General features: G+C 35.4%; 20 protein-coding genes. 10 read left to right on the plus strand and 10 right to left on the minus strand.

Annotated features, from left to right (window positions below; translation table 11 throughout):
- The first annotated feature begins 149 nt into the window (after positions 1–149).
- The 6 genes from tsaD (at position 150) to BLT46_RS03205 (ending at position 5,470) form a co-directional block, all read left to right on the plus strand.
- Positions 150–1,172 carry a tRNA (adenosine(37)-N6)-threonylcarbamoyltransferase complex transferase subunit TsaD gene (gene tsaD / locus BLT46_RS03180; protein WP_090406092.1) on the plus strand — a complete coding sequence of 341 codons (1,023 nt, stop codon included), beginning with the start codon at positions 150–152 and terminating at the stop codon, positions 1,170–1,172.
- A 10-nt stretch (positions 1,173–1,182) separates the two neighbouring features.
- Positions 1,183–1,887 carry a 16S rRNA (uracil(1498)-N(3))-methyltransferase gene (locus tag BLT46_RS03185; RefSeq protein ID WP_090406096.1) on the plus strand — a complete coding sequence of 235 codons (705 nt, stop codon included), beginning with the start codon at positions 1,183–1,185 and terminating at the stop codon, positions 1,885–1,887.
- 12 nt (positions 1,888–1,899) lie between these two features.
- Positions 1,900–2,991: an AI-2E family transporter gene (locus BLT46_RS03190; RefSeq protein WP_090406099.1), complete on the plus strand. Its 1,092-nt coding sequence runs from the start codon at positions 1,900–1,902 to the stop codon at positions 2,989–2,991.
- The gene (locus BLT46_RS03195; RefSeq protein WP_090406102.1) at positions 2,992–4,170 is read left to right on the plus strand and encodes a THUMP-like domain-containing protein; all 1,179 of its coding nucleotides are present in this window, start codon (positions 2,992–2,994) and stop codon (positions 4,168–4,170) included.
- Between the two features lie 2 nt (positions 4,171–4,172).
- The gene (locus tag BLT46_RS03200; protein WP_090406105.1) at positions 4,173–4,748 is read left to right on the plus strand and encodes a hypothetical protein; all 576 of its coding nucleotides are present in this window, start codon (positions 4,173–4,175) and stop codon (positions 4,746–4,748) included.
- A 284-nt stretch (positions 4,749–5,032) separates the two neighbouring features.
- Complete coding sequence (locus BLT46_RS03205) at positions 5,033–5,470, plus strand: hypothetical protein (RefSeq protein ID WP_143021850.1); 438 nt, start codon at positions 5,033–5,035, stop codon at positions 5,468–5,470.
- Between the two features lie 571 nt (positions 5,471–6,041).
- Here BLT46_RS03205 and BLT46_RS03210 read toward each other — a convergent pair.
- From BLT46_RS03210 to BLT46_RS03225, 4 genes are all read right to left on the minus strand, one after another.
- Entirely contained in the window at positions 6,042–6,515 is a 474-nt protein-coding gene (locus BLT46_RS03210) for a copper resistance protein NlpE (RefSeq protein ID WP_090406111.1), read from the minus strand.
- A gap of 187 nt (positions 6,516–6,702) precedes the next feature.
- Positions 6,703–8,826, minus strand: coding sequence for a S8 family serine peptidase (locus BLT46_RS03215; RefSeq protein ID WP_090406113.1), 2,124 nt, complete (start codon positions 8,824–8,826; stop codon positions 6,703–6,705).
- Between the two features lie 330 nt (positions 8,827–9,156).
- Positions 9,157–10,038, minus strand: a complete 882-nt coding sequence (locus BLT46_RS03220; RefSeq protein WP_090406118.1) for a putative periplasmic lipoprotein — start codon at positions 10,036–10,038, stop codon at positions 9,157–9,159.
- Positions 10,039–10,384: 346 nt separating this feature from the next.
- Complete coding sequence (locus BLT46_RS03225; protein ID WP_090406122.1) at positions 10,385–11,485, minus strand: cupredoxin domain-containing protein; 1,101 nt, start codon at positions 11,483–11,485, stop codon at positions 10,385–10,387.
- A 419-nt stretch (positions 11,486–11,904) separates the two neighbouring features.
- Here BLT46_RS03225 and BLT46_RS03230 point away from each other — a divergent pair, with 419 nt between their 5' ends.
- Positions 11,905–12,972, plus strand: a complete 1,068-nt coding sequence (locus BLT46_RS03230; protein ID WP_090406126.1) for a hypothetical protein — start codon at positions 11,905–11,907, stop codon at positions 12,970–12,972.
- A 166-nt stretch (positions 12,973–13,138) separates the two neighbouring features.
- Here BLT46_RS03230 and BLT46_RS03235 read toward each other — a convergent pair whose 3' ends face one another.
- The 3 genes from BLT46_RS03235 to nagB form a co-directional block, all read right to left on the minus strand.
- A complete protein-coding gene (locus BLT46_RS03235) occupies positions 13,139–13,981 on the minus strand; it encodes a putative periplasmic lipoprotein (protein ID WP_090406129.1) in 843 nt (280 codons plus the stop codon).
- A 706-nt stretch (positions 13,982–14,687) separates the two neighbouring features.
- Positions 14,688–15,704 carry a UDP-glucose 4-epimerase GalE gene (gene galE / locus BLT46_RS03240; protein WP_090406133.1) on the minus strand — a complete coding sequence of 339 codons (1,017 nt, stop codon included), beginning with the start codon at positions 15,702–15,704 and terminating at the stop codon, positions 14,688–14,690.
- Between the two features lie 726 nt (positions 15,705–16,430).
- Positions 16,431–17,228, minus strand: a complete 798-nt coding sequence (gene nagB / locus BLT46_RS03245; protein ID WP_090406135.1) for a glucosamine-6-phosphate deaminase — start codon at positions 17,226–17,228, stop codon at positions 16,431–16,433.
- A 428-nt stretch (positions 17,229–17,656) separates the two neighbouring features.
- Here nagB and BLT46_RS03250 point away from each other — a divergent pair, with 428 nt between their 5' ends.
- The 3 genes from BLT46_RS03250 (at position 17,657) to BLT46_RS03260 (ending at position 19,763) form a co-directional block, all read left to right on the plus strand.
- Positions 17,657–18,877 carry a hypothetical protein gene (locus BLT46_RS03250; protein ID WP_090406138.1) on the plus strand — a complete coding sequence of 407 codons (1,221 nt, stop codon included), beginning with the start codon at positions 17,657–17,659 and terminating at the stop codon, positions 18,875–18,877.
- Between the two features lie 73 nt (positions 18,878–18,950).
- Positions 18,951–19,307: an ethanolamine-phosphate cytidylyltransferase gene (locus BLT46_RS03255; protein WP_090406141.1), complete on the plus strand. Its 357-nt coding sequence runs from the start codon at positions 18,951–18,953 to the stop codon at positions 19,305–19,307.
- A 63-nt stretch (positions 19,308–19,370) separates the two neighbouring features.
- On the plus strand, positions 19,371–19,763 hold the full coding sequence (locus BLT46_RS03260) for a nucleotidyl transferase family protein (protein WP_090406144.1): 393 nt from the start codon (positions 19,371–19,373) through the stop codon (positions 19,761–19,763).
- A 581-nt stretch (positions 19,764–20,344) separates the two neighbouring features.
- Here BLT46_RS03260 and BLT46_RS03265 read toward each other — a convergent pair.
- The 3 genes from BLT46_RS03265 to BLT46_RS03275 all read right to left on the minus strand — a co-directional run bounded on the left by BLT46_RS03265 (position 20,345) and on the right by BLT46_RS03275 (position 22,837).
- Positions 20,345–21,484, minus strand: coding sequence for a DegT/DnrJ/EryC1/StrS family aminotransferase (locus BLT46_RS03265; RefSeq protein WP_090406147.1), 1,140 nt, complete (start codon positions 21,482–21,484; stop codon positions 20,345–20,347).
- Between the two features lie 139 nt (positions 21,485–21,623).
- Complete coding sequence (locus BLT46_RS03270; RefSeq protein WP_090406150.1) at positions 21,624–22,223, minus strand: acetyltransferase; 600 nt, start codon at positions 22,221–22,223, stop codon at positions 21,624–21,626.
- An 8-nt stretch (positions 22,224–22,231) separates the two neighbouring features.
- Entirely contained in the window at positions 22,232–22,837 is a 606-nt protein-coding gene (locus BLT46_RS03275; RefSeq protein ID WP_090406153.1) for a sugar transferase, read from the minus strand.
- Position 22,838 lies beyond the last annotated feature (1 nt).

Genomic DNA, 22,838 nt, shown 5'->3' on the forward strand with positions numbered 1-22,838 from the left:
TTTAAATTTTTTGATAACGTATAATGTTTTAAATTTGCACCAATCTACCGCAGTTTAGTTAAAAAACTAACAACTCACAAATTTAATTATTTTTCGATAGGGTTCGGTAGAAATAACCTTATTAAATTATCAAAAGATAAAACAGTAAAATGTCTTCAAAACCTACCTATATTTTAGCCATCGAAAGCTCTTGTGACGACACATCAGCAGCGATTATGGCAGACAACAAAGTACTATCAAACATCGTAGCCAGACAGGAAATTCACGAGGAATACGGAGGTGTAGTTCCAGAGTTAGCCTCTCGCGCGCACCAACAAAACATCGTGCCAGTAGTTGACGTAGCTATCAAAAAAGCAGGTATAACCAAAGAAGATTTAAGCGGAATTGCCTTTACACAAGGACCTGGACTTATGGGTTCTTTATTAGTAGGAGGATCATTTGCCAAGTCGCTATCATTAGCACTTGACATTCCTCTTGTAGCTGTAAACCATATGCACGCGCATATCCTATGTCACTTTATAGACGAAGAAGGATTTGACAAACCAGAATTCCCTTTCTTAGCCCTAACTATCTCAGGAGGACACACACAAATCGTGCGTGTAAACAGCTTCTTTGACTTAGAAATATTAGGAGAAACAACAGATGACGCCGTAGGTGAAGCATTTGACAAGTCTGCTAAAGTATTAGGCTTCCCTTACCCAGGTGGTCCTTTAATTGACAAATATGCAAAACAAGGAAACCCTAAAGCCTTTCAATTTACCAAACCTAAAGTAGACGGACTTAACTTCAGCTTCAGTGGATTGAAAACGCAAATCCTGTATTTTATCCAAAAAAACGTAGCTGCTAATCCAAACTTCATAGAAGAAAACATCGCTGATATCTGTGCGTCTATCCAACAGACAATCATCAATATCTTGATGGACAAACTAAAGTTAGCCGTAGCAGAAACAGGCATTAAGCAAATCGCTATCGGAGGAGGTGTATCTGCAAACTCTGGTATCCGCCAAGCGTTAAAAGACGCAGAGAAGAAATACAAATGGAAAACCTTTGTGCCTAAGTTTGAATACACAACAGATAACGCAGCTATGATTGGAATCGTAGGATACTACCGTTTCCTTGAATCTAAATTTGCCGACTCATCAGTTGTATCAAAAGCGCGTATCGAATTTTAAGACCACCACTATGCAATTATTCTATTCTCCTGAAATTGAAAAAGGACAAACAACTTTCACTTTTGACAAAGATGAAAGCAAACATATTATCCGTGTATTAAGACGTAAAATGGGCGATACCCTTTATGTAACAAACGGAAAAGGAACGTTGTTTACAACGCAAATCTCCCTTGACTCAGACAAGAAGTGTATCACAGAAATCATATCACACGAAGACCAAGCCCACACGCCTTTCCGCTTACACCTTGCTGTAGCGCCAACAAAGATGAATGAGCGTTACGAGTGGTTCTTAGAAAAAGCAACAGAAATCGGTATCCACGAGATTACGCCAATTATCTGTGATCACTCAGAGCGAAAAGTAGTAAAAACAGAACGTTTTGAGAAGATTATTCAATCAGCTATGAAACAGTCTTTACAATATCATATGCCTATATTAAACGAGCCTATCACCCTAAAAGAGTTCATGGCAAAAGAACACGAAGGCGAGAAATATATTGCACATTGCGAAGACACAGAGAAAGTTTTATTGAAAAACAGTATTCCACTTCACAAAAATTATTTACTTTTAGTTGGTCCAGAAGGCGACTTTTCTACGAGTGAAATAGAAACAGCCTTAGCTAAAGGGTACAAACCAGTCTCTTTAGGACACACGAGATTGCGAACAGAAACTGCCGCATTAGTAGCAGTACACAGTTTCGTATTTGCCAATGAATAACATATAAACACGATGATTGATTCTAAGACAATATCAAAAGGAATAGTACGCGCTGTACTAATACTAACAGCAATTACCCTATTAGGTCTTTTCCTATTAGAAATCAGCCCTTTATTTATCTATATCGGTTTCGCCTTTGTCTTAGCCCTAATCGGCAAGCCACTTGTTGAGTTTATGCGTAGAAGACTGCGCATCAAACGCATCATAGCCGTATCAATTACCATTACCATATTCTTGGCTTTTTTCGTCGGGTTTATCTTTATGTTTGTGCCCCTATTTACAACACAAGCACAGAATCTATCTGTCTTGAGTACAATGCACTTACAAGAAGATTTCAACGGATTAATCAGTAAAATAGACTATTATTTAGACGCTAAAGGGTTTAGCCTTGACAAGATTATAGCTGAGTCTAACCTAAAGTCGCAGATGAAGCTTGACTTTGTCCCTAACCTATTAAACTCCATACTAAGCCTATTGAGCGAATTCGGAATGGGATTATTTGCTATTCTATTCATTGCTTTTTTCTTTCTAAAAGACCAAGCAGTCTTAGAATACCAATTCAAAAAGATATTCCCTCCCAGACAAGAAAACAGAGTTTTAAACTCGATAGACAAGATTAACAACCTATTGTCGCGTTATTTCCTTGGTTTAGTAGCCCAAACCTTTATCATCTTTATCCTGAGTTTCATCCTATTGGTATCAGTAGGTACAAAAGGAGCCTTGATGATTGCCTTTTTATGTGCTATTTTAAACATCATTCCTTATATCGGACCCTTAATTGGAAACATATTAGCTGTGATGTTTACAATGCTTAGTTTCATAGGCGACAATTTCACAGAAGTTACCCTACCTAAAGCATTAACCGTGTTTATCGGATTCCTAACAATACAGTTAATCGACAACGTAGTAAACCAACCGTTAATCTTTTCAAACAGCGTAAAGTCACATCCCTTAGAAATATTCATTGTTATTCTGGCAAGCGGAATGTTCTCTGGAATCTTTGGTATGATTGCCGCAGTGCCAATCTACACTTGTTTAAAAGTAATCGGAAAAGAGTTTTTACCAAACGTCAGATTTATACAAATCCTTACAAAAAAATTATAATTGAAAAACCATCTTTTAGCAGAAGACGTTCAGCAATATATACAAGAACAGCTACACAGTGATATCAAATCGTTAGCCTTTAAAAAGAGTCCGTTTACTCATATAGAGATGAGCGAACTACTAACGCAAATCGAGTCCAAACAAAAGTCCAAAGACAAACTACCAACGTGGTACGCCACAGATAATATCCTATTTCCAAAGAAGCTATCCATAGAACAGACCTCCTCAGAAGAGTGTGCCAAATACAAAGCGTCTTTGGTGCAAGGCGATAGCTTGATTGACTTAACCGGTGGTTTTGGAATTGACTGTTACTACTTTGCCAAACAGGTTAAAGCAGTACAGCACTGTGAAATGCAAGAAGACCTAAGCGCAATTGTTGCTCATAATTACGCTGCCTTAGGCGTTGATAACATCACTTGCCATTGCGGAGATAGTCTTGTTTTCCTAAAAGAGAACAACAAACAGAGGGACTATATATACGTAGATCCAGCGCGTCGTAATTCTGCCAAGGAGAAAGTATTCTTCTTAAGCGATTGTACACCAAACGTACCAGAGCATTTAAGCGACCTGTTTACCCATACGAATACCATTCTAATCAAAACCTCACCCCTATTGGACATACACGCCGGTATCAGTGAGTTAAACCACGTAAAAGCTGTCCATATTGTTGCCCTAAACAACGATGTGAAGGAATTGCTGTGGATCTTAGAAAAAGGCTATGAAGGAGAAATAGCCTTAGTAGCAGTTAATCTTACCAAAGACGAACCACAATTATTTCACACCAGTCTAACCGATCAAGCGGTGGCGAGCTTTCACGCCCCACAACAATATTTGTACGAACCCAACAGTGCCATCCTAAAAACAGGAAAGTTCGACGCGGTAAGTCAGCAATACAAGATCAACAAACTACACCCCCATAGCCAACTGTACACAAGTGAAGAGTTGGTCAACTTCCCAGGGCGTAGTTTCAAAATACAAGAAGTAATTCCCTTCAACAAGCAAAACGCCAAAACACACCTTAGCAATATCAAGGCAAACGTAACCGTGCGTAACTTCCCGTTGAAAGTAGAAGAAATCAGAAAAAAGTGGAAAATAAAAGACGGAGGAGATAGCTATATTTTTTTCACAACAAACTTGAAAAATGAAAAAATTATCATAATTTGTTACAAAACAACATAGTTATGAAAAATCCCTTATTCCTAATTTTATTCTTGTGTAGCAGTGTATTTGTCCACGCACAAAAAAAGTGTACAATAGACTATGAAATTGTAAACGACAGTACCAATGTTAGAAAGACCAATGACGTATTAGTTTATGAAGAAATAAAAGAGCGAGGCAGTAATACCCTTTTCTTTTCATTAATCAAATCAGACGACAACCACTTTCTACACGTACAATTAATTCAAAAGAGTCAGGACTTTATTCCAATCACTTGCGTTAACTATCGCAGTATAATCTCCTTTAAACTAAACAACGGTCGCGTACTTTCAACCTACTATATAGGAGATGAAAAGTGCGATACCTATATATATGACAAAGAGAACAAGAACAACATTCGTATTTTGTCCACATCATTCCTATTAAAAACAGAAGACTTACAGTATTTAAAAGAATCCCCTATAGAAAAAGTACAAGTTAGATATGCTAACCAAGCAATCCCATACACTATTAAAAAAGAACTTGAATCCACTCAATTAGAAGTAAACTCGCAACCATCTGCCTTTTTTATTGACAACATCCCATGTTTACTTCAATAAGAAAAAAGTAAAAATTTATATTAATCTCCATTAATCAATTATAAAATGAATAGCTTTTACAACAGTAGAAGCTATTTTTTTATTTTGAAACGTCACGAAATGTCATTACAAACCTTTTAAAACTAATAGTTTACAAATAAAGTAGTACAAAATAAGAACTTAAACAACTAAAATATTTAATTATTCTAAAAATTGTCCTTGGATAACTTAAATGATTTACATATTTTTAAGAAAACAAATCCTTAAAAACCACAATGATTTAAAACCTTAAAAACAACCACACTATGAAGCGCTTACTAACACTCTATGTCGCTCTAATTGCAGTCTTCGGACTACTTTTTCTGCAAAGCTGTTCAGCAGAGAGCGAAATCACCACTTTCGACCAAGCAAGAACAATGGAATTCAATCGTGTAAATCTTGAGAAGAAATGGCTCACCACATTTTATGCCTTCACTCCAGATTGCCCTGCTCGTATTCGTACAAGCTTACAATTATCATCTGTTGAAATCAACTTAAAAGACTCGCACTTTTCTTTACTTGATCGCTACAGCCTAATTGAAGACAAAGGAACTTACAAATTTGATGGAGATGAGATTACATTACACTCATCAAGCGATGAAGTCTTAAAACTTTTAATCAAAACTTTTAATTCTGAAGAATTAATCCTTGAAGTTTTAGATCATCCTTATTTAAAAGAAATTGAGTTAATCAATATCAAATAAGAGAAAATTATAATTGAGACCCCAAAAAGGGGTCTTTTTTTTGGACAAACTTCGTTTATCAATGCTTTTAAAAAAGAGGCAGTTCCCTATTTTCAGCCCCCTTATTCACAAATTTACCCCACAAAAAAAGCTTAAAAAAGAAATTAAAGTCATTTTATTTATATATTTTTAAAAATAAAAACCAATATTTAACACTAATAAATGTTTTTTTCATTATATTCGTTTTACATAAATGATACCTCTTAATTAAATTACAAGTAGAATGAACAAAAAACTAAAATATAGTAGTTTCTTCATAATTTCCATCTCGTTACTTTTATTTGTATACCAATTATACAATATAACAAGCCAAGAAGGTACCCAAACAGAGATAGGCGCAAACAATCAACTTACAGACTCTAATGTTACAGAGATAATAGTTAGTTTAAGTTTACTAACAAGTGGTATATTATTATTTAAGCGATCAAAACGTCACTTATTATAGCAAAAACGGAAATATACAGTTATTATAAACAAAAAGCCCCTCACAATAATATTGCAAGGGGCTTTTAAATTTACCGTGATTAAATCACTATTTTTTCGTAAGAACGTAGTGAGCAGCTAATTCACCTTCTACTTCAGTTCCATCTTGGCTTAATTGTTTTAAGCTACCTTCTTGTACTTTAAATACAGAAAGCACCTCACCTTTAGCGTCTTTTAAAGTAATAACAGACCCTTTGTCATCCCAAGAAAAAGAACCTGTTTCTTCAAACGTACCCTCTTTTTTCTCTTGATAAACATAAGTTGCTTTAAACGTATTATCATCGTTTAAAACAATCGTAGTTTCAATACCAGGACAATCAGCACAAGGTGTAACCCCAGCATAAGTACCAGCCCAATCTAAAGAATTTTGAGAAGTATGCTCAGCTTCCATTGCCTCTTGTTCAGTTTGCTCTGTTTGCTCTGTTGTAGGAGTTTCCTCTACTTTCTTGTTGTCTTTACATCCTACAAATGCGATTCCAGCTACCATAGCAGTCATCGCTAATGTCATTTTAATTTTTTTCATTTCCCATTTTTTATGAAGCATAAAATTACAAATAAAAATTTCAAAAAATCAAAAGCAGCTAAAAATTTTAAATGTTAATTAACTGTTTCCCTATCACCGCTTACAGTCCCTATTTTGCATATAAAAAGCAAAAGCCCCCTTTGCAAACACAAAGAGGGCTTTAAAATCACACTTTAATTTAACGATATTATCTTTTAATAATTCTTACTTTCTTTTTAAACTTACCTGTTTTTACTTCAACGAAATAAGAACCTACAGTTAAGCTTGCCATATTAACTGTTAGTTTACCATCAGCACCAACAAAACCTTTAAAATCACGTACCATTCTACCATCAATATCAAACACTCTAACGCGGGCTACTTCATCAATATATCTTGAGTTCATATTGATATACATTTGATCAGCTACCGGGTTTGGCCAAATACCAAAAGAATCACTTTCAATTACAGGGTTTTCACCATCTTTATCCTCTGGTTTTTCACCTTCTCTATCTTCAGGTTTAACCTCTTCTTTTTCTTCAACTTTCTTAAGATCTTTAAAGTCACCAATACTCGTAATTAAAGAATAATCTTGTTTACCTCCTTCCAAAGAACCTTTATGAGAAAGCACTATTTCATAAGTTCCAACTTCAGAAGCAGTAAATTCAATCTTTTCAATATTATCAACATTATTATTACCTTTCACTGCCTTAAGATCTATATGATTTTTTGTCAATTTCCAAGGTAAATATGATTTATCACCTTTAACAATAATAATATCCAAATCATTCACTAAAGTAGGATTATCAATCATTGTTTTTTCATTATAACCATAACTTGAAGCATACTTCTTATAAGCAGGATCATTCCAAGCAAGGGTTACAACTACCTTTTTATTTTTTTCTTTTATTTCGATAGTCTTCTTATACTCTTCCCCTTGTTGTAACGTACCTTCTTCAAGAGTTGCATCAACACCAGCCATAGCCCCTTCCATTACATGAACACCATTCTTTGCATTTAATACTCCCCATCCAAATAAGTGATCAGGACCAGGTGCAGCTCCCGCTTCATCCGCCGTATGTGCCATTAGAGCACGAATTGTTGCAGCTGTAAATGGCATTTTACTTTTACTATGCTTTATTGCCCATTCTTGCCATAGAGCAAAAACAGCAGCAACAGCAGGTGAAGCCATAGATGTACCATCCATTTTTTGATATCTGTTAATATCTAAAGCATCAGTCGGTAATTCAGGTGCATAATACGTTGTACTATAAACAGCAACTCCCTTTGCAGAAATATCTGGCTTAATTCTAAAGTCATCAGCAGGACCTTGGCTACTAAAATAAGCTAACTTCACATCTTGAGGTCCAGTATAATAAGGCACCTCATGAATTGCCGCAACTACAACAACGTTCTTTGAAACAGCCGTTCCATTAAGCATATCTACATTTTTCTTATTCGGAAAATTCAAATAAGTTTTCACTTGCTCTCCCCCATCATTTCCTGCTGCAGTAACAGGTAAATAATAAGGATATTTATTAGCTATCTGATCAAAACGATAACTACTTAAGTCATAAGCACCTAATAAGTTTCGGTGCATATCACTTAATATTTCTCCATAATCATCAAAGAATTTTGCTCCATAAGAGTGATTACTTACCAATATACCATCAACAGCCATTGCAGTCATTTTAGACGTATCAGATCCCCAATTATAACTTAATACTTTAGCCTTAGGAACAATTCCTTTTGCCTCACCACCAACATAGAATCCACCAGCAGCAATAATTCCTGAAACGTGTGTAGCATGTGCTCTTGAACTTTCATATTTTCTTTTACTTTCAATATCACTTGGAACCCTACTAACAGCATCCTTTTCAACAAGGCGAGTAGTTCTATCAAGAGCAGAAACAATAAATTCACGATGTGCGCTTAAAGCAGACATCGCATCAATCACTCCCACAGTCATATCTTCTCCTTCTAACAATACTCCTTTTTTAGCAACAGAAACATTCTCAGCATTCAGTGTCGCCCTTGACCCCATACCTAAAGTTGTTCTGTACAATAACAAACCTCCTTCATCTACACGTACTAATTCGTAATAATTTCCTTTCGGACTAATACCACTTGTTTCTATACCCAGCTTCTCAGCAACTTCAAAAGCCTTTTCTTTTTCTTGTTGAAGTTCTAATTCTATATTCTCCATTTCCATCTTTGCAGAAACGAGATCATAAGTAGCCAATACCTTATTTCTTGTCTGTAAATCTTGCCCTCTCATCTGCAAAGAAAATAGAGGAACTGCTAAAAAAGCAAAAAGTGTAATTTTTTTCATATCGTTAAATTATTCAAAAACTAAATGTAATAAAAATTAACAAATTACAAACCTTTAAAAAAGAAATAATCAGATTAAAACATAAAAAAACCAATTTTTATAAATAAATAATACTATAAATAAGCATTAATACACTTTTAATAATAAGCCTACCACAACAAGAATAGTTAATATTAAATTAAATTTAAGAAAACTTTTTAATATTTAATAAATCGAACTACAGTCAAATTTATTTTAAAAAAGAAAGGTAGAATTTCTTCTACCTTCCCCACTTACAAATGAATTAATTGTATTAAACCATTACAATTTTATTTTACTCAAGTATGAACTTTAATTGTTTCTTGCTTTAAACGCTTTACTCTCCTTTTCAATACTCTCTGTAAAATGAATATCTCCAGAATAGCTAAATGCAATAATATTCTCATCACTTTTCAAATCAAAAGAAATATCTATTTGTCCATCCACTCCTTGATCACCAGCACCAAGTCCTTTATTAAGAACATCTAACCTATTAAAGTTTAATACAAAACTATCAACAGTTAAAAAATTCTCCATAATAAATTCCTCTCCTCCTACTACAAAAAAATGAGCAAAAACAATATCTGATTTTTTACTAACCTCAGTAGGTAAAATACGTTTCCCATAATCAACAATTACCCCGTCTTTTTTCACAATTGAGTTATTTACCACCCACAAAGTCAAAAAAGTATAATTATTTTGCTCCAAAGGCATTAATACATACTCGTTAGCTAATCTACCATCCTCAAGCTCAATAACCTTATCTACTACAATAGCTTTACCATTTACATCTATCGTATCAACTTGAATTACATCTAAAATAACCAGCTCAATTTCCTTTTCAAAACCATTAACATTATATCCATTCACCTTTCCCTTAGCTTTTACATTCACGGTAATCACAGCACTATCCTTAAAACCATCTTTCTTAGCAACAATGCTAAACTTACCTGCTTGATCAAACTTCACTGGATTAGTCACTTTTTTGTTATCCACATAAATACCAGCATCAACCTTCTTACCTGCCTTATCCTTTACAGTAAACACAAGTTCCTCTCCAACAATTACATTAACCTTAGTAGTACTTATCACTAACTCCTGTTTAACAACAACAGGAACCTCACTGTTGTTATCATCACTACTACAACCAATAAAAGCAGTAGTAACTAATAATAGAAATAATAACTTTTTCATATTCTTTTTTCGTATTTAATTAATTGTCAAACAAATAACATAAAAAACAATTAAAAAAAATACAACAAATCAAACATTACACAAAAAATACACTATTAACCTATTATTTTTACATTTAACTCATACTCTTCTCTTATTTATATAAATAAAACACAATAACCACTCTTTAAAAAACTAAATATTAACAAAAAAAGCATAATTAAATAACCTTTCTAAACAAAAAATACTACTTTAAAACATAACAAATCAAACATTTAGTTATCTCTACTAACATTATTACCAAAAAAAAGGGAGAACTCAAAAGCTCTCCCTCTACTAAATAATAATTAAAAAAATGATATTCAAACTATTCTGATCTTTCTCTTAAAATAGATTTACCATTAAATTCTAAATCCAAATTAAAATTCACATCACCTGCTTTATACTTTATTCCTACAGCTAATTCTCCATTATAACTTCCAGTTCTATAAGGCGTAGTATCATAAGTTATTTTTTCAAACACAGTAATAGCATCTTTCATAGAAGACCCTAAATTATTTACTTTATAATTATCATTACTTGACCAAATAGCCTTCCATTTTATCTTAGAATTACTAGTAGGTAATACACGTTTACCAAAATCTGTAACCTTTCCAGCTGCATCTACTTTAATAGTAGGGTTTTCAACTAAAAAATCAAGGAAAATAAACCCTGAATTATTTTTATCGTCTTGATTAAGGTAAATTGTAAAAGAGTACTCATTTCCATAAACACCATTCCCCATATCAATAGGCTTAGCTTTGGTTACATCATCTTTTGTCATTTTAAGTTCCATATTAACAGAAGAAAGAACATGTGAAATTCCATTAATAGTAACTTTAGTACCCAACGTCTTCACAGCTTCTTTCACTTTAACAGTAACCTTCTCACTATCAGCAAACCCCTCACCTTTCGCTAAAAACTCAAACTCACCAGCAGCAGTTGCTACGAATTCCATTCCTGCTAATTCTTTATTTGCTTTCAAATCAAAAATCTTCACACCTTCTTTCACAGCAGCATCCTTGCTCATCACTTCAAAAGTAACTTTTTGTCCCACCTCAACTTCAACAGCACTTGCCTTTAATGTCAACGGAGCCAATTCTTTTTCAGACACAGTAATAGTAACCTCATTACTTGCATTAAATCCTTTTTTAGCACCAACAACCTTAAACACCCCAACTTTATCAAAAACGTACTTTTTAGAAATCTCTTTACCATCAAGCATCACCGCACCATCAACTTCTTTCCCCGCGTCATCTAAAAGGGCGAAAGTCACTTCACCACCAACAACAACAGTAGTAGTCGATGCCTGTAATTTTAAAGTTTTTAATACACCTTCCTCTGTTTTTGGTCCCTCAACACTATTATCATCACTACTACATGCAGCAATCATAGCCGCCAACATTAATGCATAACCGATTTTTTTCATAATTATAGATCTATTTGTTAGTTAACTGTTAAACGATTTAAAAAGTTAATATTTACTTAATATTAACTTTACAACGCCACGAATATAAAATTAAAATACATATCAACAAATAAAATAAATCAATATTTGAAAAATTAATAACAAAACAACCTAAAAACATACAAATAAAACAATGAGGAAATTATATCAGCCCTTTTAAACATTAACAAATCATCTAAAAAAAGACATCAAATAAGTAAAAACGATCTTTAAAAATATTAATCTGAAAAGCAATAAAATACACAATAATATATATAATTATACCCATTGACGTTAAAGTTCTGTTTTTTCAATGTTTACAAGGGTTTACGAAGCTTTTCAATTATTAAAATTAAATAAAACATTGTTAATTTGCGCCAGAAATTAATTAACCAATATTTATGAAAAAATTAATAATGTGCCTTTTCATAGCAGGGCTAACAGTATTAGGCACATCATGTAGTAGTGATGACAATGCAAAAGAAGTTGTATCAGTAGAACAAGCATTAGAAGTACAAGCAACAAAAACCAATGTAGTCAGAGGTGAATCTGTACGCTTTATGATTACGTTTAACGGAGAAAGAGAAAGTCAAGCAGAATTATTCATTGGCGATCAACAAATCTACACACCCCACCAATTCAATAAATCAGGTGTTTATGAAGTTATCGCTAAAAAAGCTGGAGTTAAAACAAGTAAGCCAATAATTATTACTGTTGAAAAAGGGGCAGGAGAACAAGACGAAATCAAAACTTTAGCTATTACTGCAAACTATACATCAGTAGAAGTTGGAGATATAGTTAAATTCTCTGTTACAGATGGAGTAAAACAAGTAGCTGATGCTATTATAAAAGATGCAGACGGAAAAGTAGTTACAAACGGAACTTGGACTACAACTAAAGAAGGTACTTTTAAATTTACAGCATCAAAAGAAGGATACAACAATAGTTCTGAAATAGAAATTAAGGTTGTCGCTAAAAAAGTACCAGCAGAATTCTTTATTGAAATTAATGGTGTTAGTCACGAAATCGACCCAAATTCAGTAAGAATGCTTGTAGAATCAGAAACTGTTGATGGCGTTAAAAAACCTAAAATATTTTCTGTAAAAGCTGGTTTCACAACTCTTTACTATGCAAACTTTGTAATATCTGCAACTACTACTGATTTCGGAAGAGTTAACGGTGAAGCACAAGGAGCAATGATGAGAATAACAAAAAGAGTATTACAAGACATCAAATTACCACTACAATTACCAGGTGAAAATCCAGAGCGTGAACTTAATATTGGTGGATGGGTATCTAAAAATGTTCAGTTTTATGACATAAAAGAGAGCCACTTCAAAACTTTTGACGCAAAATTAAAAGGGTTTAACGATGGAGGAAATACTAAAATTCTTATTGAAGCGCCAGGTATAAAAATCAACTACAACGGAAGTTTCCGTTCAATGGATTTTACCACTCCTTCTAAATAACAACTAAAATATCACAATGAGATTACAGCATTTTAAGCTTACAATCAACTTGTAAATACACAAAAAAGGACTATCGCATTGATAGTCCTTTTTTTGTTGAATATACTCTACATCGTTTTCGGTTCACACATTGCGTTTTACATTTCACGCTTCCCCATTTTCAAAACTAATTCTCTGAAAAAATAACATTTCCATTAAACGCAAACTTCAATTCATGCTCATCACTAACCAAAGAAAACGCCACATCAATCTCAGCATTAATCCCATTATTTCCAACACCTACACCATTTTTGTCCACTATCAACTTTTCAAAAACAAGCTCAAACCCCTTCAAAGAAGACTTATCCACTTCCGCATTCTGCTCCCCCATCAAAAAGAAATCTTCAAACACAATTTCACTATTTTTATTAGGCAACACACGCTTACCATAATCCACTATCTCCCCATCTTTTTGCACGATAGACTCATTCACCACATAAAACGTCAAGAAAGCAGCATTATCATCACCAGCAGGTCCAAGCTCATACACATTTGCCAACTTACCATTCTCAAGCTCCACAACCTTATCAACCTTCACATTCTTTCCATCTATCACAACAATCTCCGTCGCAATTCCAAGCATCACAATTTCAAAATCAACATCCTCTCCATCCAGCGTAAAAAAGATAGGCTTATCATTTGGTATTTCCTCAACAGCTTCCTCGTGCACAAACACCTTCAACACATTACTATCCTTAAACCCCTCTTTCTTTGCAACCACATAAAAAACACCTAACCTATCAAACTTCACAGGATTTTTCACTTCTCTATCCTCAATATAAAAAGCAGCATCAACTACCTTACCCTCACTATCCACAGCAGAAAACACAAGCTCATCACCAACAGTAATCTTGGTCTTTTCAGCACCCAATATTAACTCTTGCTTAACCAACACTTCCTTATTGTTATCATCACTACTACAACCAACAAAAGCAACAACAAGCAATACCAAAAACAATATCTTTTTCATAATAATATAATTTTAATTTATTAACATATACAAATAAACTAAAAAATATATTAAAAAAACACTAAAATTAAAATATTAATAAAAACAACACAAAACACCCCAGATATTTACAGATAATTGAATTACACTTTCCTTCAACCAAAAAATCAGCAATAAAAACCAACATACCACCCAATTATTCGGATATAAAAGTTTCAATATTTACAATTCACACATCACGTTTTACGCATATCGGTTTTCGGTTCACGCATTACATTTCACGCATCACACATATCGGTTCCCCGTTCCCAGCTTTCTGTTCCCAATTAACGCATCACGAATGTATATCACGCCCCGCGCTCCGTACGGGCGAACCCACGTGTTCGCCCCCCGTTGTTTATTTATAAACAAACCTGCATAATACATACCCACAAAAACACATCACGTTTCACGCATATCGGTTTTCGGTTCCTGGTTTTCGGTTCACGCATTACATTTCACGCATCACGCATATCGGTTCCCCGTTCCCAGTTCCCGATTAACGCAATACAAATGTGATATACAAATGTTAGACGCAAAGTATTGCCTACCGATAAACTATCTGTCAAATTATATCCATAAAAAAAGGACCATCATCTCTGACAGTCCTTTATATATTTTAGATTAACGGTTCCCGTATCACATTTCACACAGCACGGTTTTCGGTTCTCGGTTTTCGGTTCTCGCCTTACGCCTTACGCACCTTCTGTTCCCACGCCCACGCACTACGCAACGACTCCTCCAGCGATTGTTCAGCCTTCCAGCCCAGCACCTCGTTCGCACGTTTCGTACACGCATACGCCTCAGTAATATCACCCTCACGTCTATCCACGATCTTATACGGCAAATTCACACCAGTCACAGCCTCAAACGTATTCACGATCTCCATCACCGACGTACCCTTACCAGTACCCACATTAAACGTCTCCACCTTATCCACATTCTCACCCTTCACCAATCTATCCAAAGCAGCCACGTGTGCCTTAGCCAAATCCACCACGTGAATATAATCGCGCACACACGTACCATCAGGCGTATTGTAATCATCACCAAACACAGACAACTCCTTTCGAATACCAATAGCCGTTTGCGTAATAAACGGAATCAAGTTTTGAGGAACCCCCAACGGCAACTCCCCAATCAATCCAGACTCGTGCGCCCCAATCGGGTTAAAATAACGCAATAAAATCGCATCAATATTACTCACCTTAGTCACATCCGCAATAATCTCCTCCCCAATCTGCTTTGTATTTCCATACGGAGACAACGCCACTTGAACAGGAGCCTCTTCAGTAATCGGCATTTGCGCCGCCTGCCCATACACCGTACAAGACGAACTAAAGATAAAATGACTCTTCTCTTTTTGTTCCAATTGTTTCAAAACATATAACAACGGACAAATATTATTTTCATAGTACAACAGCGGTTTCTCCACACTCTCCCCCACAGCCTTAGACGCCGCAAAGTGAATTACCCCAGTAATATCCGTATGAGCAGCAAAAAGTTTCTCAACCCCAGCCTCCTTTCTCAAATCCAACTCCACAAAAGTCGGGCGTTTCCCAGTAATCCCTTCAATACCATCCAACACATCCACAGACGAATTAGACAAATCATCCACAATTACTACCTCATAACCTTTACTTTGCAATTCCACCACAGTATGAGAACCAATAAATCCCAAACCACCAGTAACTAATATTTTCACGTATCTATATTTTTAAATGATCAATTTCTTCTTCAAACCCAAAGGTATTCTTTTATCACAAACCGTTCAATAGAAATTAGCCAAAATGTCTTTTTTATTAGTTTACAATTAACGGGTTGACGGTTTACGCATATCGGTTTTCAGTTCCCAGTTTTCAGTTCCCAGTTTTCGGTTCACGGTTCACGAATGCATATCACGCCCCGCGCTCCGTACGGGCGAACCCACGTGTTCGCCCCCTATTGTTTATTTATAAACAAACCTGCATAATACATACCCACAAAGACGCATCACGCATCACGTTTCACGATTTTACGGTTCCCAGTTTTCAGTTCCCAGTTTTCGGTTCCCCGTTTTCGGTTCCCAGTTTTCGGTTCCCCGTTTTCGGTTCCCAGTTTTCGGTTTCCAGTTCACGAATGCATATCACGCCCCGCGCTCCGTACGGGCGAACCCACGTGTTCGCCCCCTATTGTTTATTTATAAACAAACCTGCATAATACATCCCCACAAAGACGCATCACGATTCACGATTCACGCATCTCAATTCACACCAAAAAAAAGGACCATCATCTCTGACAGTCCTATATATTTTAACTAACGTATTTCGATTTACGCATCACGGTTCCCCGTTCCCCGTTCCCCGTTCCCAGTTCCCGGTTCCCTGTTCCCCGTTCCCGGTTCCCCGTTTTCGGTTTACGCTTTACGTTTCACACATCATGGTTTCACATTTCACCCCTTGCGAAGCAACGAAGCCGCCTCTTCATCCAAGATATACTCAATATTCTGAAGCTTCTGTAAAAACGTAGCCGGCACCTCCGCAGAAACAACCCCTTCAATCGCCTTTTGAATAATCTCCGCCTTGCGCTTACTCAACGCCAGCAAGATCACCTCCTTCGCATCCGTAATCGTCTTAATCCCCATCGTAATCGCCTGTGTCGGTACCTTCTCCTTACCCCCAAAATCAGCAGACGCATCCTCACGAGTCAAGTCATTCAACGTCACCAAACGCGTTTTAGACAAATCTCCAGAACCAGGCTCATTAAACCCAATATGTCCCGTACGACCAATCCCCAACAACTGAATATCTAATCCACCAAAATCTGCAATCTTCTGCTCATATAACTCACAATACTCCTGAATTCCCTCAATAGATAACGTCCCATCTGGAATATGAATATTACCCTTCACAATATCAATATGATCAAACAAATTACTCTTCATAAACGACACATAACTCTGCTCCTCAATCGGCATCATCGGATAATACTCGTCCAAGTTAAACGTAATCATATTTCTAAAACTCAACCCCTCATACTTATGCAAGCGAATCAACTCCTGGTACACCCCTTTCGGCGTAGAACCCGTTGCCAATCCCATAATCGCATTCTCTCCCTTCGCTTGCTTTTCTTTTACAATCGCAGCAATACGATTAGCCGTATATTGAGAAGCCTCTTCCTGACTCGCATATACCTTAACCACATCCTCTTTAGTAGATTTTATATTCGATGGTTTATAAAAATCCTTCATTTACTTACTTTAAATTTTAAAAACTGGGCTTACCCCTCCCGTAGCACTCAAATCACTCCTCTTCATCAAACATCACCCACAATACAAGTTACAATTTACATGCCACGCAATTCTTAAAATAAAGTCAATATTCGACAATCTCCTATTCCACAGATAGAAAAAACAAAGAAAACTGCAATAAGTGCGATATGTATTTTGATTTAAGTTCTCAAAAATACAAAATTATTCCACAATACGAGTAATTCATTCACAACTAAACAATGTTAAAACAGCCGAACCCCCCTTTTTCTTGAGTAAAGCAACCCATTAGGCCGTTACCACTTCCCGCTTCCCCGCCTTCCCTCACTAAAAACGGGGGTTTACCCATTTTAACACCCTGTCACCCCCCATTAAAACTACTTTTGCCCTTCCTTACAAAACACCATATAATGAACTACAAAACACAAACCCTATTTATCCTATTACTATTACCCTTCTTTACAATCTATGCCCAGTTTAACTTAAGCAGAGAAATAAAAAGCAACGTACGCCTAACAACCGTAGAACTACCCAATGCCATTACCAACTATTACGAAGGGCTAATAGACAATAAACACCCTATTAGTATCAGCATAACCCATTTAGACAATCAGATTACCGCTGTATATACTGACTATTACCAAAAAGAAGCCATCAACTTATACGGACAATACGATTACAACAGCACGTATAACTACAACACCAAAGCGTTTAACCCGCCTTACTTTACGTTCTTCGCATCCGGACTGCGCAACGCAACAAAGGCACATACTTCCTTTTTTATGATGCAAGTTGAGCCCTATGACGCAGAAACCTTAGTTATAACAGAACACTACCTTAACAAAGCTGTCAATACCAAATTGTATTTAACAAAACAGCCCACCAACCATACCTATATCAAAAAGTTCAACACAGCCGAGTTTATAGAACAAGCACAGGTTAAAACAGCCTTAGAAGGAGCATACAACCTACAAGACCTACACAAAACCCAATGGCTTTATCCGACTATTGCACATACCAATGCGGCTATAGAAAAAGAGATCAATCGAAAAATAGAAGCACTTGTTGTTAATTCTGTAGCAGACTTCACAACCGTAGAAGACGAATTAGTTTATCATTTACAAAACAATCGCCAAACCATCTTAGACCAACCAATTACCTATTCAACCCCCAACCTACAAGCGTGGGATATTCTAATCAATTCCCTACCGCCAGATTCGTTACACTATGCTATACACAACGTCAAAGTAGCCTATAACGCCAATAACATCATACAGCTAAACAGCCATTCGGTACACTGGTCAGGGGACACTGTTCCCATTGCGTATGAAACCAAGTTAATAAACACCAACACAGGAAACTATATCACATTTGACGAATGTTTTCTCCCTCAAGCAAAAGAAGTAATCTACAATTACCTACTTCAACACCATTGGGAACCAACAACGATAGACAGGGATATAACCGATAAAATGTTTGGCATAAACAACTACGGAATCTCTTACCAGTTTTACGAAGCCCCCCTATTACACGTTAGCTTAAAGCAGCAAAACATTACCGTTCCCTTTAAGCTCTTAAACAAATACATTAAAGCCAACGGACCTCTTGGCGTATTTAAGCGAAAGAAGTAAAAAGTAGGCACGCTCAATAAAGAATGTCAACCACACAGCAATTTTGCTATATTTGCCCAAAATCAACAAAACAATGAAAGTAGGAATCACCTTTAGCCCTTTTTACAGCTTAGATGCTCAGTACTTAGCTATGTTGCAAGACGCTAAACAACACTGTGATTATTTAATCGTTGGACTACAAACCAATCCGGCAAAAGATCACAACTACACAGAACCCGCTACCCTGAGTTTAACAGAGCGTTTTGTACAATTAAACAATTGTGAACTAATTGATGAAATCATTCCTTATATAACAGAACAAGACGTAGAAGACATTATGCGTTCTTTCTATATCAATATCCGTTTTGTACACAAACGTTATAAAGACGCATTTGTAGCGAAAGACTATTGTGAAGCAAAAAATATAGCAATAGAATATTTTTCTTTATAATTGCGATTGCTTCTTTTACAGAGCAATACTCTAAAATTACTTTTAAAACAACACATTCTCACAATGAAAATAGGTATCACATTTGTTGCATTTAGTCACTTGAATGCAGGCTATATCCAAATGTTAGAAGAAGCCCGGAAACAATGCGACTATTTAATCGTTGGCTTAAACACCACACCCAAAAAACAAATAGAAGCAGTACATAACAATAATCTAACAAACCGCTATATACAGCTAAACGGCTGTAAGTATGTCAGTGAAGTTATTCCTTATGAAACTGAAGTTGATGTAGAAAATATATTACGCACTTTTAAAATTGATGTCCGAATTATTGGAGAAGAATACAAATTAAAAAGCTTTACAGCAAAAGAATATTGCACACAAAACAATATTGAAATATACTACAACAAAAGAAACTTAAAGCCTTATTTAAGTTATAAAAGAAAACATTCATAATAGATATAAGAACACGAAGAATACCTTCGTGTTTTTTTATTCCTACCGCACCCCTATAAAAAGAACACCCCTGTAAACAGAGGTGCTCGATATAAAAATAAAGAATGTAATAATAAGGTAATATACATTACCTCTTAATTTAAAACTTACTTCACCATTCACGGTAAAGAACATTTGAAAAAATCAAAAAGTAAATAACGTTCTATAACGTTAGCACTTTTTAATATCTTGAAAAATAATTAACTCTATAATACACCGTTTCCGAGTGTAGGCATCATAGAGCATTCACGAAAGAAATAAAAGGTAGAGTAGCTTATTTTTTGAGTAAGTACTATCTTTTGACTTATAAACTCAATAGCACAGCGTAGTATAAAAGGAAAAAGAGAAAGCTAATTAGAAATTTTGTATAATAATGTGTGTGCATTGAATACAACACTCTCTCTTATCCTTTAGCAAGCAAACATAAGCCTTATTTATTTTATAAACCACAAAAAAAGGCGAACCATATCAGTTCACCTTTTTACTATCTTGAAAAGAGATATGGTTATATCTCAATTAATTTATAAATCTATAGAAACCTACTACGCAAAAAATGCTTTAACAGCCTCTGCAATTCTTGCTCTATCCTCATCCGATAAATTAGAACCCGAAGGCAAACACAATCCACAATCAAATAATTGCTCTGCTACCTTATTAGCTCCATAGTATGGGGCATCAGCAAATACCGGTTGTAAGTGCATTGGTTTCCACAACGGACGTGTTTCAATGTTTTCTTCTAACAAGGCTAAACGCAATTGTTCTCTGTTTTTTCCTGCTACTTTTTCATCAATTGTAATACAAGATAACCAGTGGTTAGAAAAGAAATCTTCTGTTGGCTCTACAAATACAGTAACTCCATCAATAGTAGCGAATAACTCTTGGTAGAACTTATTGTTTGCTCTACGAGCGGCAATACGGTCGTTTAACACTTCCATTTGTCCTCTACCAATTCCTGCACTAATATTACTCATACGGTAGTTATACCCAATGTGTGAGTGTTGGTAGTGAGGCGCGTTATCTCTTGCTTGTGTAGATAAAAATACCGTGTGGTCTTTCTGTTCTTTCGTAGAACAAACTAAAGCACCACCACCTGAAGTAGTAATGATTTTATTTCCATTAAAACTCAAAGCAGCCATTTCACCAAATGTACCACATTGTTGTCCTTTGAATGTACTACCTAACCCTTCAGCCGCATCTTCTAATACTGGAATTTCATATTTATTAGCAACAGCCATAATCTCATCCATCTTAGCAGGCATACCATATAAGTGAACAGGGATAATTGCTTTTGGTTTTTTACCTGTTGCTAACATTCTACTTTTAATCGCATCCTCTAAAGCAATCGGACACATATTCCAAGTATCTGATTCACTATCTACAAATACAGGCTTAGCTCCTAAATAAGCGATAGGATTAGCAGAAGCAGAAAACGTCATAGTCTGACAGATCACTTCATCTCCAGGTTTAACACCAAGATTAATTAATCCAATGTGTAAAGCAGCAGTACCTGCACTTAAAGCAGCCACTTGTACATCTTGTTTTAAGAAAGCCTCTAAGTCTGCTTCAAATCCGTTTACGTTTGGTCCTAAGGGTGCAACCCAGTTTTGATCAAAAGCTTCGTGAATGTAGTTTAATTCCTGCCCTCCCATATGAGGTGAAGACAACCAGATTTTTGATTTCATTATATTGTAATGTTTTTGTTCTATTTTGGAATGTCAAATGTACGAATAATGCTAATTATATTAAGTTAAAATCAGCAAAGTAGTGGTTTTTATTAGGCAATAAAAAAACCTTTCATCGGGTGATGAAAGGTTTTGTGTATTATTGATTTGTATATTTTATTATTTTACCAGGATTACCTACGACAACAGCGTAGTCAGGCACATCTCTAATGATTACAGTTCCTGCTCCAATAGTACACCATTTTCCTATTTTTACTCCTTGTATAACTGAAGCACCAATACCGATATGAGTCCCCTCACCTACTTCAACATTACCTGCCAAAGCAACATTAGGAGAAATATGCACAAAGTCTGCAATAATACAATCGTGATCTACAGAAGCGTTTGTATTAATAATACAATGCTCTCCTATAACTACCTCACTGTTAATTGTACTTCCCATCATCACTACCGTACCCATACCAATTTTAGCGCGTTTACTAATATTAGCTTTAGGAGATAATAGTGCTATATATTCTAAATGATTATCTCTGTTTGCAATCAACTTGCGCACTTTATTATTTCCTATACTTATACAGGCTTTCCCCTCTATATTTTCTGCTGTTTCAGCAACAATTGGATAATTTAAAAGAAACTTTAATTCAGGATTGCCATCAATAAATCCATCGATCACTATATCTAACTCTTCAGCAATTTCAGCAATTACCTTTCCATGTCCGCTTGCTCCGTATAAATACATAATATAAATTAATTATTTCCATTAAATGCTTCAGCAGTAGCTTGTCCTTCTTGTGAAATCCCCTCTCTTACAAAAACCTTCTTAATTGTTAAAAAGAAAATCTTTACATCTAAAGCAAAACTAATATGATCCACATAGTAAACATCTAACTCAAACTTACGTTTCCACGAAATGGCATTACGTCCATTTACTTGCGCCCAACCAGTAATACCCGGTTTTACTTCGTGACGTCTTGCTTGTTCAGCATTATACAAAGGTAAATATTGAGGCAATAAAGGACGAGGCCCTATTAAACTCATATCTCCTTTTAATATATTTATTAATTGTGGCATTTCATCCAAAGAAGTTTTACGAACAAAAGAACCAATGGATGTTAAACGATCAGCATCTGATAGCAAATTACCATCTACATCCTTTTTATCATTCATCGTTTTAAATTTCACAATTTTAAATATCTTACCTCCCTTACCAGGTCGTGCTTGAAAGAAAAAAGGTTTACCATCATTAGCAATTACCAAACCAATCATTACAATAATAAATATTGGACTAAATATTAACAGACCAAAGAAAGCTGCTAAGAAATCAAATATTCTCTTAAAAAAATGTTTATACATA

It is taken from the genome of Myroides phaeus (assembly GCF_900099675.1).
Lineage (GTDB): Bacteria > Bacteroidota > Bacteroidia > Flavobacteriales > Flavobacteriaceae > Flavobacterium > Flavobacterium phaeum.